Source organism: Hymenobacter sediminicola, assembly GCF_014250515.1.
Classification (GTDB): domain Bacteria; phylum Bacteroidota; class Bacteroidia; order Cytophagales; family Hymenobacteraceae; genus Hymenobacter; species Hymenobacter sediminicola.
In genome coordinates this window covers 2,031,164-2,044,281 of sequence record NZ_CP060202.1, presented here as the reverse complement: position 1 = coordinate 2,044,281, position 13,118 = coordinate 2,031,164, and the positions used below count along the sequence as shown (strand labels likewise).

The following is a 13,118-nucleotide window of genomic DNA, read 5'->3' as shown; positions in this document are numbered from 1 at the left end:
GTGCTGATTAGGGCGAAGCAGCAGACAAATGGCTAATAAAATGCGGGGACGAAACTCGGTTGTGCAATTTTTTCTATTTCACCGCAGTTATAAGCGCACACCAACCCGTTTTCATCATGTACAGAATCCTGATTCTGCTCTTCGCGCTGCTCATGATAAGCGGTGGGGAAACGGCCGAGGCCGCCCGCCCAAGTGCCTACGCCCGTGCCAAAATGAGCGGCCGCTCGTACACGCACCGCCCCAACTACAAAATGTACAAAGGCCGCAAAAAGAAGGGTTTATTCCACTTCGGCAAGACCAGCCGTAGCAAAACCAAGTACAGTTCCAAGCGGTCCGGCCGCCTCTAGTTATCCATCAGATTTCGAGTACCATCAGCCCGCCGTGCAGCTTTCTGCCGGCGGGCTTTTTTCTAGGCGTTGGCGGCTAGTCGTTCAACACACACCAGAATAGTCATGCTGAGCTAGCCCAAGCATATTTACCTCTACTAGGAGAACGAGGTTGATAGGTAAGATGCCCCGCTACACCAAACCGGCAGAGCTGCCTAGAATGCGGCGGGCTATGCTCAGCATGGCCGTTTCATCCGAGCAGGCTCTACCCCTGCGCCGCGTACCAAGCCCGTCGCACTTGCACCAGCAACTGCTCGGCGGTGCCCCGGTCGGGAGTTTCGGGTAAAGCAGACGTGGTAAAGGCAGCTTCCACCTGTGCTACTAAGGCATTGGCTTCGGTTATCAGCTGCTCATACCCGAACTCGCCCCGGCGAATCCGGAGCAGAAATTCCCGGTTGGGGCGGCGCACGTGCAGGCAGCCGGTGGTGGCAATTTCCAGGGCCATGCCTAGCAGCCGGAACACGTGCAGCATGTTTTTGGCGTCGTAGTTTTTGCCGTGCTGCACCGTGTTCTGGTACCGCTCGGGGTTGCGCTTCTGCTCCCACTCCTGGTACTCCCGGAACACGCGGCAGTAGGTGCTGTAGCCGTTGCGGTTGAAACTTAGATACGCGACAGGCACCTCTCCTTTCGGCACCGCCGAGAGTACCAAATCCTGGGAGGTTTCCGCGTCGCGCAGAAGGCCCCGGTAGCTGTGGTGGCGGTCCGGGGTTTCATCCACAAACAGGGCGTACAGGTCGTGCAAGTGATTCACGTTGGCCAGGCCGCACTGGCTGGCTGCGTAGCCGCGCCGTTCCAGCCAGGTGGCTACCGGCTGCGCGCCCGCACCCACCGTCACGTAGCAGAAATCCAGCACCGATTTGCGGGCGGGCGGCTCAGGGTGGTTGATTTTCTTGTTGAGCCCGCGCGCCTTCCGAATCTGGGCCACGGCGTACTCGGCGAAGCTCTGGCGGCACAGCTGCGAGAGGAAATCCTCCACCCGAAACGCTTCGAACAGCGGGTGCTGGTACCGCACGCAGTCCTCGGGAGAGGCCAGCAGCTCCAGGGCCGTGGGGTTGCTCTTGAGCAATAGTTCCACAAAGCGGCGCAGCTCGTAGTATACCTCGTCGTTGGTTTCGTTGGCTACCTGGGGCACGTAGTCAAGGCCGTAGAACTCGGTTTCGGGCAGGATGAAGACACCTTTCAGGTCGGTATCGGAGTGGGGCAAATCAGTGCCATAGGCGCGGCTGCCACTCAGGGCCTCAAACAGAATCAGGCCGCGCTGGCGCAGGTCGAAAATGGTAAGCATATTGTTACTGAAGTACAACCACAAGTTCAGGATGCCGCACAAATCCATACAGCTTCGCCCCACTACGGAAGTCGATTTAGCGCATCTTTTTCGTTTTCAGCTCGATGAAGAGGCCGCGTATCTGGCGGCTTTTATGCCGAAAGACCATACCGACCAAGCGGCCTACCTCGCCAAATACCGCCGCTTTCTGCTCGACCCCACCATTCACATGCAGAGCATTGTGGTGGACGAAGAGCTAGCCGGCAGCATCGCCAAGTTTGAAATCGAAGGCGACGCCGAAATTACGTATTGGCTGGACAGGCACTTCTGGGGCCGGGGCGTGGCTACCGCCGCGCTGCGTAGCTTCCTACAGTTAGAGCCAGCTCGCCCCCTATTTGGTCGGGTGGCATTCGACAACTTTGGCTCGCAGAAGGTATTAACCAACTGCGGCTTTCGTAAAGTGGGAACCGACAAAGGCTTTGCCAGTGCGCGCCAAGTCGAAATAGAAGAATTTATCTATCAGCTTCTCTGACCAGTTGCCAGTAGCGCGAAGCCGCTGCTTCACGTATCCTAAACTACTGCATAGTCGCCGTTCGGCAGCACGCGAAGCAAGGGCTCTGCGCTACGGTTGCGGCTGCAGCCACGCCCGGAACACGGTATCCAGCGCTGGCGTCGGTTCGGGGTGGCGCGGGACGGGCAGCGTGGCGCGGGCGGCCTGGCCTACGGCGTATTCCTGCTGCAGAAACGCCACCAGTTCCGCTGGGCGCGGCACGGTGGTTTTCTCGTCGGCAGTAGCTTTGCGGGCCAGCAGCTCATCGACTACGCCATCTAAAGTTGAAGGCAGCAACTCGCGCAACAGGGCAAATTCCATCGGCGGAACCTCGTCAGGATAACGCTGAATCCAGTGGGCGGCCAGAGCCGAGCGCAGGGCGTAGAACAGCCGCTTGAGGCGCACCTGCTCGCCAGTCAGGTCCTCTTCCACCCCGCGCCGCAGCTGGCCCAGGTAGTGGTGCAGTCCGGCGCGCGGGTTCCAGCAGGCGGGCAGCAGCGGCTCCAGTGCCACCCGAAACCCGGCCGCCTCCCGGTACACCACCGGCGACTGCAGCCACTCAAACAGCGTCGCGTTGGAACCGCGCAGCAGCTTCAAGGCCTTCCGCAGTTCCCAGCCGGCCAGATCCAGCTCCTCATCCACGGGAAAATTGAGCGTGTCAGGGCCCTCGTCCAGGGTCAGGTACCAGTCGGCCGGGTGGGCATAAAGGAAGCGTACATCGTAGTCGGAATCCGGAGAGGGGAAGCCCCAGGCCCGGCTGCCCGACTCGCAGGCGTACAGGATGCGGATGTTATGCGTGGCTTCGAGTTGGGTGAGGGCGGTTTGGATGCGGGCGTGCACGGGAAAGCAAAAAGGAGGCGGCAACTACAGGATTCGTAAACGAATATCCGCTACTATTGGGAAACTACCGCCATCCTGCCCGGCCAGCGGCTGGTTTCCTATTAACTCCCCGCACCACACGCTATGCCCTTTTCCACTCATTTTCCGGCCCGCTTGCTTCCGGCCTCTCTCCTGCTCGGCCTGGCCCTGACCGGATGCCAGTCGAAGCCCGCAGCCACCGAAACGGCCGCCACAACTGCTCCAACCGCCGCGGCGGATACAACTGAGGCCATCAGCGCGGCCAGCATCAGCAAGTATTTGCAGGCAGTTTCCTCCGATGAGATGCTGGGGCGCAAGCCGTTTACGGCGGGCGAGCAGCGCAGCACGCAGTATCTGGCCGATGAGTTCAAGCGCCTCGGGTTGCAGCCCGGCCCCAACGGCACGTATTTCCAGCCGGTGCCGCTGGTGGAAATTACCGGCACGCCCTCCGTTACCCTGCAAATCAAGGGCAAAGGCCAGCCGCTAAGCCTGCAGTACAAGACCGATTTCGTGGCCTTCACCCAGCGCGAGCAGGCGCAGGTCAGCGTCACGAACTCGGAGCTGGTGTTTGCCGGCTACGGCGTGGTGGCCCCCGAGTACGGCTGGGACGATTACGCCGGCCTCGACGTGAAGGGCAAAACCGTGGTGGTGCTCGTCAATGACCCCGGCAACGCGGGCCAGGATTCCACCCTGTTTAAGGGCCGGGCCATGACCTACTACGGCCGCTGGACCTACAAATACGAGGAAGCCGCCCGCCACGGCGCCGCCGGCCTGCTCATCGTGCACGACACCCAGCCGGCCGCCTACCCCTGGAGCGTGGTCCTGAGCGGGGCCACCAGCCCCAAGCTGCGCGCCCAAACTCCCAACAAAGGTGCCGACAAGTGCGCCCTGGAAGGCTGGCTGACCCTGGACGCGGCCAAAAAGCTGTTCCAGGCCGCCGGCCTCAGCTACGACCAACTGTACGCCGCCGCCAACACCCGCGGCTTCCGTCCCCGGCCGCTGGGCGGACTCACGCTCACGGCCGGCATCCAGAACAAGCTGCGCCGCCAGACCTCACGCAACGTGCTGGCCGTGTTGCCCGGCACCACCCGCCCCGATGAGTACATCCTCTACTCAGCCCACTGGGACCATTTCGGGGTGGGCAAGGCCATTGCCGGCGACTCCATCTACAACGGCGCCGTGGACGACGGCACCGGCCTGGCCGCGCTGCTCAGCATTGCCGAAGCCTTCCAAAAAGCCAAGGAGAAACCCCAGCGCAGCATCGTGTTTCTGGCCGTGACCGGCGAAGAGCAGGGTTTGCTCGGCTCGGCCTACTACGCCCAGCACCCGCCTTTCCCGCTCAACAAAACCGTGGCCGACCTGAACATGGACATGCTCTGGCCCTACGGACCGATGAAAGACCTCACCGTTATCGGCTACGGGCAGTCGGAGCTGGAAGACTACGCCCGCGCCGCCGCCCAGGAGCAAAACCGCTACCTGCTGCCCGACCAGACGCCCGAAACCGGCATGTTCTACCGCTCCGACCACTTCAGCTTCGCCCACGTGGGCGTGCCCTCGCTCTACGCCAGCGGCGGCTTCGAAAGCCGCACCGGCAGCAAGGCCACCATTGCCCAACAGCGCCAGAACTACACCGCCACCATGTACCACAAGCCCGCCGACCAGTTCGACCCCAGCTGGGACCTGTCCGGCATTGCCCAAGACGCCCAGATCTACTTCCGCGTGGGTCAGCGCCTAGCCAGTGAAACCACCTTCCCGCAGTGGCGTGCCGGCTCGGAGTTCAAGGGGGCGCGGGACAAGAGTATGGGCGGGAAGTAGACAGCCCTACTTCCGTACAAAATTCACCTGTCCATCCTTGTAGGTTTCTGTCAGACGAGGTTGCAGCTTGCCCCAGTACGTGACGGTTTTGCCGGTGGGGTCTTTACGGAGGCGGAATAGCACGTCGCCGGGCTTGTGCTGCTGGTAGTTGTTACCTTCTACCAACTGCACGAAGATGATTTGAGCTTCCTGGGCAGTGCCAGCAGCGCGTACCTTCAGTTTCATAAAGGTTTGCTGGCCTTCCACGCTGAGCTGCCCGCCAAGGCTTTTGTTGGCTTGCGGCTGCAGGTCCAGCTTCCACATCATGCTCATACTGTAGCCGGCTAAGGCCTTCACGGGCTCTTCCTCATACTGATAGGTGCCTGCCCAGGTTTGCAGGCCCGCCGCGCTAGGGCCGGCAAACGCCAGAACAGACCAGAGCAAAGGGCGCACGAGCAACGTTGTCATAAGCGAAACCGAAGAGGTGGAACAGGCTTCTGAAACGGGAGCAGAACCAATCCGGTTGAGTTGCCTCTATGTGGAACATCACCAGCGCCCGGTGCAGCAGGATACCTTTACGCTACGACTTCCACTACCCGGCTGGCTTTTGGTGCCGTCGTTTCCCCGCTGTGCATAATGCGTATGCGGTGCTCCCGCCCCCAGGCGTGCAGGGCCTCGATGACCGGAAATAGTGTGTTACCATACGCGGCCAGCGTGTAGGTCACGGCGACGGGTACCGTAGCCGCGTCTACCTGGCGGGTGATAAGCCCGTTGATTTCCAACTCCTTCAGCTCTTTGCTGAGCATTTTGGCCGTGATGCCCGCTACCTCGCGCTGCAGTTGCTTGAAGCGTTGAGGACCGTTGCTGAGCCCAACAATAATGGGCAGCTTCCACTTGCCGCCGAGCAAATCGAGAGCGTCGCGGACGGAGCGCATGGCACCGGTGCAGTTGGCGTGCGAAGGCGGAGGTACAGGGAATGGCATGGGGTAAAGGTCGTTAGAAATCAGGTCAGTATCCTGCAGCATACCGGTATCCTTTGGGAAACCACTATCCGGAATATACCATAGCGGCGGCACCTTTGCTGACATCAAGCCGCCCTCAACGGCAGCTTGCCTTCTCCCTTCACCAATACTCTGCTGCTATGGCACCCCTTAAGAAAACCCTTGCGCCTGTTCTAGTAACGGCAGTACCTGCCCTCCTGATTACGGCCAGCGGTATCATGAAGCTCCTAGGCGGTACTGAAATTCGGCAGGCCATGGCCGCAACGGGCGTGGCCGATTACCGCATTGGGCTGGGGCTGATGGAACTCCTGTTCACGGCCCTTTTTCTCTACCCCCGAACCATGAAACTGGGGCTGCTGCTACTCACCAGCTACTTTGCCGGCGCCATAGCCACCGACCTCTCCCACGGCCGCAGCTTGGTAGCACCGGTCCTTATTCTTACCCTGGTCTGGATTGCCGCCTTCCTGCGCGACCGGACGGCGTTTCTGCCTGCTCCTGCTGCTACGCCGGCCGTATAGCCGCTTGTTTCTTCACCGGTTCCCCGCTCCGGCACCCGCTATATACCCATCACACGGAACTCGACTCGACGGTTAAGTTTTCGGGTAGCCTCGCGGGCATTACTGGCACGCGGCTCAGTGCCACCCAGCCCAATACCGGAAATGCGGCGCGGAGCAATGCCAAGCCCGACGAGGTAGATTTTCACGGCCGAAACGCGCTGCTCACTCAGTACCAGGTTTTTCTGAGGGTCGCCGACGTTATCGGTGTGGCCGCGCAGCTGAATGGTGAGGCCAGGGTTTTGCTTCAATATGGCCAGCAGCTCATCTAGAGACGGGTATGAGGTGAGCAGCAGCCGGGTGGTGCCCTGCTCAAACTGCACATCAGGCAGCCGCAGAACGGTTCCCACCGTCAGGGGCTGCACCAAAATATCGCGCACCAGAGGGCCCGAACCAACAGTATAGGTACTGTCGGTGGGGAAATAGCCCGGAAGGCGGACCTGCGCCACAACGGAACGGCCAGGGGCTGCAGGAAAGGAAAATACGCCGTTAGGCGTGAGGGATACCACGCTTTTTGCATCAGCAGTACCAAGCTGCAGCTGTGCCCCCGGCAGCGGTTGCAGGGTGACGGCATCGAGCACCCGGCCCCGCCAGCTGGTACCTGCCGCCACCGGCACTCCATCGGCTCGGGCAGGACCACGAAACAGATTGCAGCCCGCCAGATCGGTGTAGACGCCCTGACGCACATAGTGCGCTTTTCGGTTGCTCATATCTACCCAATACAGGGCTTTGGGGCCTGCCAGGTAGAGGCGGCGCTGGCCAGCGGCATCGTACTGAAACAGCAGGTCGCTGTAGCCGCCGCGCTCCGGCAGGCCCGTGAGCTGCGCCAAGGCCGGAGCTGGCTGGCGGCTCTTCAGGTCTACTTTGATGAGGGAGCCGTCGGTGCTGTAGATTTGGTAGAGCGTGCCGGCCTCATCCAGGCAGAAGTTGCCGTGGGAACCCGCCCCGGCAAACATAATAGACGAGTAATACGCGGCCCGACGCGCCGGGTCAGAGGTCCATACTGTTGCTACAGCCCCGGTGCCAGGGCTGACCCGGACCAGTTTGCTGGCATCCGAAGTGCTGAAATACAAGTCGCCCTGCTCATCCGTGGCCGCCGCAATCCAGACGGCTTCGGGGCCCTGGGCCGGCAGCTGCCAAGATGTGTAGCTGCCCTGCCGTGTGGCGGGGTTGTAGCGGTAGATGTATTCGGGGGTATTGGTAGGGGCTTTTGTCACTGAATACAGGCAGTTGTCGAAGCCTTTGGTCAGGGCATATGACTGGAACGGCAGGACTTGGCGGTGAATTTTGGGCGGCCGGGAAGGATCGGCGACGGAAAATTCATGGATGGTGCGGCAGTCGTCCTGCCACTGGTCGTTGGTGTAGCGAAGGGCCGCAATGCCGTACATCTTATCGTCGCAGATGGGCCCGGAACTGTTGCTGCCAGTGCCCGCAGCGCCGAGGAAGCCGAACGACTCCAGAAGCTCCCCGCCCGGCTGCCACTGCCCTTCCGGCCCGACTGTGCCCCGGTATTCCAACTGATACTCATAGCCGCCGCGCCAAAGCCGGCGCCCCAGCACACGGCTGCGGCCGGCAGCAGCCGGCGCAGTAGTGGCAGCATAGGCATAATCGTAGCGCAACTCCTGATGGTCGCCGGCGTCCTGCTGAACCAGATAAAACACCTGAGCCTGGGGCAGTTGCCGAATACGCTGCCACACAGAATCCAGCTGGCCGGTCGTCAATGGGTTGAGAGTGCTGAGGCTGTCAGGCCGGGCCGTTATGGTCAAGGTGGCCTGCCCTGTGGCTGGCTGAGAACCAGCAGGCGAAAACGTGAGCTGCCCCGCCGTTTGCTGCAACTGCCACGAGCCAGGATACCCAAGCCGGAAACGCCCCTGAGCATCCGTATACATGCTTAGCCCCGGCTGCTGGGCGCATAGCGTCTGCCAGCATATTGCCAGAACCAGCGTCAGCAAAACCTTCATAAGCAACGGAAACAGACCAGAAGTACTCCTCGAAAGTTCGAAAGTAACGAACCTGAACCCGATTCCTGCAGCCCGAAACCGTGAACAGCTGACCTGCTAACAAACAAGAAGCCCTGACCGATAACCGGCCAGGGCGTGGTAGCAACTTGCAAGAAGATAAAATGGTAGTGCTAAGCGGAATAAAATAGAAAGACTAACTTCTAACGCACAACCAGCTTGGAGCTGGCACCGTCTTCGGCGCGGAGCACATATACACCCGGCGCGAGGCCAGCGGTTTCAAACTGCTGGGCTTTGGTCAGGGTGCGGACTGGGCGGCCTAGTACGTCGTGCAGGGTGCCGCTCACGGCGCGGCTTAGCTGCACCTGGCCACCTTGGGTCGGGTTCGGATAGAGGTGCAGCGGCGCAGCAGTGCGGGCCGATTGGGTGCTGAGCGCGCCGCGCAGGCCAATCTGATACACGGCCACGGTGCTGCTGATTTCGTTGGCGAGCAGCAGCAGCGGTGAGCCGATTGGGCTGTTGGCGGCTGATACGAATACCAGGCCTTCCGGGCCCTGGTCGCCGGCGCCCGAGGTCAGGCTGCGGTTGTTGATGTACTGCACCAGACGCGGGTTAGCTGGGTCGTTCACGTTCATAATCAGCACGCCGCCCTGGCGCTCCAGGCTGATGAAAGCGTACACCGTGTCGCGAATCATGCCAATGGTGGCGCCTTCCGGCTCGGGACCTTTATCGTCGGAGCGGTTTTTCCGGGTGGGCGCTTCGTTGGCGCCGTTGCTGGCGTTGAAGATGCTACCGAACGTGGGGTCGGTGCTGGTGAGGCGCTCCAGCAGGTCGCCGCTGTCGTGCACAAGGGCACCGGTGCTGGCGTTAAGAATGCTGAACGAGCGGCCCCCGAAAGCGTAAATCTCATCGAAGTCGCCGTCGCCGTCGGTGTCCCCTAGCTTATTGGTGACGTTGAGGCGGCCCAGCACTTGGTTGTTTTTCAGCAGCGCCGCCTGCGGGAAAGTGGTTGGGTCGAGCGGATAGGCCGCGTTGCCGAGGCGCACGGCTTCTACGAGGCCGCCGGTGCCGGTGTATTCGCGGGCGTCGCCTTCGTTGGCAGTCAGAATGTAGCGGCCGCCGCCCAGCGTAGCAGGCAGCTCAAAGGCGGCAATGGCATCGGGTTGGCGCATGCCCCGCACCGGCCAGTTGGCCAGCAGCACATCGGCCGACTGGTCGGAGGCGTCGAAGCTGAAACCAGGCTGGCTGTGGTCTTGGTAGCCAATGGGCCGCAGGCTGGTGAATTGCAGCGTGGTCAAATCCAGCGTAGCCAGGGCGTTGTTTTCCTGCAAGGCAATGTAGGCCGTGCGCGAATCAGCCGATACCGTCACGTACTCGGGTTCCAGGTCCTGGGCTACCGAGCTGGCTGGCCCGGCCGCTGGGCCACCGTAGAGCCGGATGCCCGAAGCGCGCAACGCGGCGGCTTGGGCGTTATAGCCACTGAAATCAAGGGTAGTGGCGTTGGCCTGCGTGACGTTGGCAATGCCGCTGCTCACGTCTACCACCGTCACCGAACCCAGCGGGTCGTTGGTATAGGTGGAATTAGGTTCGCCTTCGTTGGCCGAAATAACGTAGCGGCCATCGGGCGAGAAAGTCACCATGTCGGGCAGGGCACCGGTCGTGAGCTGCTTGATGAACGTGCCGTTTTGGTCGAAGAACACCAGCTTGCCGGGGTTTTGCAGCACCGCATCTTCCACGGCGCACACTACCAGCCCGTTGCGCACCGCCACCGAGTTGATACCGCCGTAGGGCGCCATGCTGATGGAAGCCACCGACGTAATAGCGCCCGGCGTGGCGAAGTTGAGGATATCCAGCTTGCCCCCGATGGAGTTGGCCACGTACAGCCGCTGCGTAGTAGGGTCGTGGGCCACAATTTCGGCCGAGTTGATTTGGATGTTGCCATTGAAGGCGGTACCGTTCTGGTAGCTGCCCAGCAGGTTCAGGCGCAGGTTGCCGGCGCGGGCCGGCGCTTGGGTGTCGTTGTCTTTGATGAACACCAGAAACTCGGTGGCTCCCGCCGTGAGCGTGGCGTTGGTCGGGTTTAGGAGTCGCACTGTGAAATACTCGGCGGGTTCGGCCGTGGCATCATCAATGATGGGCAGCGTGAGCGTAACCGGCGTGGTGCTGCCCGGCGTGAAGGTGATGGTTTGGGGAGTGGCAAACGTGAAGTCGGCGCCGGCCGTAGCCGTGCCCAGCGGTGCCACAACAGCCTGCACGGTGCTGGCCGTAGCGTTGGCGTTGCGAATACTCAGCGGCAGCACCACCGAGCCGGCATTTTCGGCCACAATAAGCGGCGTGGCAGTTCCCGTGAAACCTAAATCGGGCGTCGGCGCAACCACCGTGCTCTGGCCTAGGCTCACTTCATCGAAAGCCACCCAGTCGTCGTTTCCGTTTTGGCGCACGGCCAGGCGCAGGCGGGCGTGGGTGCTGCCGGCCGGCACAGGTACCGCAATGGTGGTCCAGGCCTGCGTATCCTTATTAAGTTGGATGTAGGTGCGCGGCACCGGCCAGGTGGTGCCGTTATCAAAGCGCACCACGTACGCCAGCGAGTCCGGGTTATCGAAGGCGTTGCTGAAGTATTTGAACGTAACCGTATTGGCCGCCGTGCTGCCCGACTGGATGGCCACGGGCGCGAAATCCAGGTAATGCCAGACACTTACGTTGGCAGTTAGCGGACCTTCTAGGTCGCGCCCACCCCAGAAGTTGGCGCCGGCCGAAGGCGTAGCCACCGTAAGGCCAGAGCCCGCCGTACCGATGGTGGTTAGCACGGCCCACTGGTCGGTGGCGGCCAAGTCGTTGTAGGTGGCTGGGGTGGGCGTATAGGCCCAGGTGTCGGTGGCGGCACTCTCGAAGCTCTGCGCTACCGACTGCGCGTGGGCGGCCGTACCGGCTACGCTCAGCGCCAGTAGAGCCAGGCTGGTTTTCACTCCCGATAGTAAAATTTGACGCATCCTTTAGGAAGGTTGATGATGGAAGCGTCAAAGCTACCGGAGGCTTATTACGGCATAGTTACCTGCCAATTACCGAATAATGAAGCTGTGCTATTGCGGGTATCCGGCCGGCTGTTCAGGCTTCTCGCTTGCCACGGCTGCCTTGGGGTGCCTCACCTTAAGCGCCAATCCGCTGCCAGTGGCATCGGCCAGGGAGAATGTTTTTTGGACGAAAACGAGCCAACAGCTTCTGCTACTTCTGTATCTTTGAGGAGCTGAAATTGTGTTTTTAGCTCTATACCTAGTTTTTTTATGAAAAAAATCATTCTCCTCGTTGCGCTGCTGACTTGCACCCTGGCGGCTTCGGCCCAGTACATGCCGGGCAAACCCCGCAAGAAATACATGGTGGCAAAAAAGGACGAGGAATGCCCCTACGTGCTGAACGTGACCAAGAACACGGATGAAGATGCCGAAGTAGATGCCTGCGTGACGCGGGTAGCTTACCGCCCTTACACCGATTTGCTCGCCGACATTGATGTGCAGCGCAAAATGAACAGCTGGGCCGACACGACGTATCAGCGGCGTTTCAGCCAGCTGCCGCCCGGCGGCCAGCTTACCGTAACGATGTATCGCCGGGGCAGTGCCAATGCCGACCCCGCCTATCTGAGTGTGTCAGCCAAAGACAAGACAGGTAAGGAAGTTTTCAGCCTGCCAGCACTAGAAGGAGGCCAGGGCCGCTTCTGGAACCGTGACTTGTATGTAAGCAAGCGGACTATACCATTTGTTAAAACAGATGCTCCGCAGGATCTGTCGCTGTTTATTAACGACATCAAGACCAAACAGACTTTCGAATACGTTGTAAAAACCCAATAATCACTCAGATTCAGCACTATACCACAAAAAAGCCCCACCTAACGGCGGGGCTTTTTTGTGGTATTCCATTTGGATAAACACCTACTACTAGGTGGAATTGTGGGCTTAGTTATGATGAAGCCGCGCCCAGAGGACCGCCAGAATTGTCTTGGCATCTTCGAACTCATGCTGGTGCAATTCTTCCCGGCTCATAGACACGATTTCTATCTTCTCGTTTTCCTCAGTCAAGCCACCACCTTGTCCTGATTGGGTGCTAACCTCGGCGAAAAACACGGTAATTACCTCTGCACTGGTACCCGGCGACGGATAGATGCGGGTAATCTGCTCCAGCCGGTCGATGTCGTAGCCTAGTTCTTCGTGTAGCTCGCGACGAACAGCGGCCTCCGGAGTTTCGTCCCCGTCGATCATGCCAGCGGCCAGTTCCACTATTTCGGTTTCCGGCCCAATCCGGTATTGGCGAGTCAGGAAGTAGCGCTGTTTGCTGGTGTCCCAGACCAGCACTGCTACAGCCCGCCCCGGCTCGAACCGTTCCCGCTTCAGCTGGTCGGCACCATCCTGTAGCGTCAGCACACGCAGTTTGAAGTGGCCATCATAGGCAGTCGTCCGGTCTATTATTTTCATAAAGTCAGGCAGAAATCGAAGTTATTTTTCGAAAAGTAAACGGAAAATGCCTCCGCGAAGGTTATAGGCGAGCAGGCACACATTATGAGTTGTACTAACGTGCTGGATTTTCCTCCACCGTATTCCTGATAGTCAGCCGCTTAGTTTATTTATCCGTATTAATTTCTCACGGTACCGGCCTGTGGTTTTGTTTGCCGGAAGTAGTGTAGAGCTGCTTTTTTGCGGGCCTTGCTGCCTGATATGGTGCGGCAGCCCAGTCTGAAACGGAGCTGGCAGCCCCAACTCGACGT

At 60.2% G+C, this 13,118-nt stretch carries 12 protein-coding genes; 5 read left to right on the top strand and 7 right to left on the bottom strand.

The genetic code is table 11. The features are described 5' to 3' along the window. Window positions 1–116 precede the first annotated feature (116 nt). Window positions 117–347 carry a hypothetical protein gene (locus tag H4317_RS08640; protein WP_185889721.1) on the top strand — a complete coding sequence of 77 codons (231 nt, stop codon included), beginning with the start codon at window positions 117–119 and terminating at the stop codon, window positions 345–347. 244 nt (window positions 348–591) lie between these two features. Here H4317_RS08640 and H4317_RS08635 read toward each other — a convergent pair whose 3' ends face one another. Then, window positions 592–1,671, bottom strand: a complete 1,080-nt coding sequence (locus H4317_RS08635) for a DNA polymerase beta superfamily protein (protein WP_185889720.1) — start codon at window positions 1,669–1,671, stop codon at window positions 592–594. Between the two features lie 31 nt (window positions 1,672–1,702). Here H4317_RS08635 and H4317_RS08630 point away from each other — a divergent pair, with 31 nt between their 5' ends. After that, window positions 1,703–2,182 carry a GNAT family N-acetyltransferase gene (locus tag H4317_RS08630; RefSeq protein ID WP_185889719.1) on the top strand — a complete coding sequence of 160 codons (480 nt, stop codon included), beginning with the start codon at window positions 1,703–1,705 and terminating at the stop codon, window positions 2,180–2,182. 90 nt (window positions 2,183–2,272) lie between these two features. Here the strand turns inward: H4317_RS08630 and H4317_RS08625 are convergent, their stop codons facing one another. Next, window positions 2,273–3,040: a nucleotidyltransferase domain-containing protein gene (locus tag H4317_RS08625; RefSeq protein WP_185889718.1), complete on the bottom strand. Its 768-nt coding sequence runs from the start codon at window positions 3,038–3,040 to the stop codon at window positions 2,273–2,275. Window positions 3,041–3,163: 123 nt separating this feature from the next. Between H4317_RS08625 and H4317_RS08620 the strand changes: the two genes are divergently transcribed. After that, a complete protein-coding gene (locus tag H4317_RS08620; RefSeq protein WP_185889717.1) occupies window positions 3,164–4,873 on the top strand; it encodes a M28 family metallopeptidase in 1,710 nt (569 codons plus the stop codon). Between the two features lie 6 nt (window positions 4,874–4,879). Here H4317_RS08620 and H4317_RS08615 read toward each other — a convergent pair whose 3' ends face one another. Next, complete coding sequence (locus H4317_RS08615) at window positions 4,880–5,320, bottom strand: DUF5991 domain-containing protein (protein WP_185889716.1); 441 nt, start codon at window positions 5,318–5,320, stop codon at window positions 4,880–4,882. A gap of 107 nt (window positions 5,321–5,427) precedes the next feature. Further along, the gene (locus tag H4317_RS08610; protein ID WP_260625865.1) at window positions 5,428–5,877 is read right to left on the bottom strand and encodes a winged helix-turn-helix transcriptional regulator; all 450 of its coding nucleotides are present in this window, start codon (window positions 5,875–5,877) and stop codon (window positions 5,428–5,430) included. A 116-nt stretch (window positions 5,878–5,993) separates the two neighbouring features. Here H4317_RS08610 and H4317_RS08605 point away from each other — a divergent pair, with 116 nt between their 5' ends. Next, window positions 5,994–6,371, top strand: a complete 378-nt coding sequence (locus H4317_RS08605; protein WP_185889715.1) for a DoxX family protein — start codon at window positions 5,994–5,996, stop codon at window positions 6,369–6,371. A 38-nt stretch (window positions 6,372–6,409) separates the two neighbouring features. On the opposite strand, the gene H4317_RS08600 is transcribed toward H4317_RS08605, so the two are convergent. Together H4317_RS08600 and H4317_RS08595 are read right to left on the bottom strand one after the other, a co-directional pair. Continuing rightward, window positions 6,410–8,368, bottom strand: a complete 1,959-nt coding sequence (locus H4317_RS08600) for an OmpA family protein (RefSeq protein WP_185889714.1) — start codon at window positions 8,366–8,368, stop codon at window positions 6,410–6,412. Window positions 8,369–8,568: 200 nt separating this feature from the next. Further along, complete coding sequence (locus H4317_RS08595; protein ID WP_185889713.1) at window positions 8,569–11,355, bottom strand: choice-of-anchor I family protein; 2,787 nt, start codon at window positions 11,353–11,355, stop codon at window positions 8,569–8,571. A gap of 291 nt (window positions 11,356–11,646) precedes the next feature. On the opposite strand from H4317_RS08595, the gene H4317_RS08590 reads away from it, so the two are divergent. After that, window positions 11,647–12,207 (top strand): hypothetical protein, encoded by a 561-nt coding sequence (locus tag H4317_RS08590; protein WP_185889712.1) that lies wholly within the window; start codon window positions 11,647–11,649, stop codon window positions 12,205–12,207. 105 nt (window positions 12,208–12,312) lie between these two features. Here the strand turns inward: H4317_RS08590 and H4317_RS08585 are convergent, their stop codons facing one another. Continuing rightward, on the bottom strand, window positions 12,313–12,828 hold the full coding sequence (locus tag H4317_RS08585; RefSeq protein ID WP_185889711.1) for an NUDIX domain-containing protein: 516 nt from the start codon (window positions 12,826–12,828) through the stop codon (window positions 12,313–12,315). Window positions 12,829–13,118 lie beyond the last annotated feature (290 nt).

What these genes read in the sequence shown, in the direction of transcription:
- H4317_RS08605 (WP_185889715.1), top strand. Translation starts at nt 5,994, where the DNA reads ATGGCACCCCTTAAGAAAACCCTTGCGCCTGTTCTAGTAACGGCAGTA.
- H4317_RS08600 (WP_185889714.1), bottom strand. Translation starts at nt 8,368, where the DNA reads ATGAAGGTTTTGCTGACGCTGGTTCTGGCAATATGCTGGCAGACGCTA.
- H4317_RS08585 (WP_185889711.1), bottom strand. Translation starts at nt 12,828, where the DNA reads ATGAAAATAATAGACCGGACGACTGCCTATGATGGCCACTTCAAACTG.
- H4317_RS08595 (WP_185889713.1), bottom strand. Translation starts at nt 11,355, where the DNA reads ATGCGTCAAATTTTACTATCGGGAGTGAAAACCAGCCTGGCTCTACTG.
- H4317_RS08640 (WP_185889721.1), top strand. Translation starts at nt 117, where the DNA reads ATGTACAGAATCCTGATTCTGCTCTTCGCGCTGCTCATGATAAGCGGT.
- H4317_RS08610 (WP_260625865.1), bottom strand. Translation starts at nt 5,877, where the DNA reads ATGCTGCAGGATACTGACCTGATTTCTAACGACCTTTACCCCATGCCA.
- H4317_RS08590 (WP_185889712.1), top strand. Translation starts at nt 11,647, where the DNA reads ATGAAAAAAATCATTCTCCTCGTTGCGCTGCTGACTTGCACCCTGGCG.
- H4317_RS08620 (WP_185889717.1), top strand. Translation starts at nt 3,164, where the DNA reads ATGCCCTTTTCCACTCATTTTCCGGCCCGCTTGCTTCCGGCCTCTCTC.
- H4317_RS08615 (WP_185889716.1), bottom strand. Translation starts at nt 5,320, where the DNA reads ATGACAACGTTGCTCGTGCGCCCTTTGCTCTGGTCTGTTCTGGCGTTT.
- H4317_RS08630 (WP_185889719.1), top strand. Translation starts at nt 1,703, where the DNA reads ATGCCGCACAAATCCATACAGCTTCGCCCCACTACGGAAGTCGATTTA.
- H4317_RS08635 (WP_185889720.1), bottom strand. Translation starts at nt 1,671, where the DNA reads ATGCTTACCATTTTCGACCTGCGCCAGCGCGGCCTGATTCTGTTTGAG.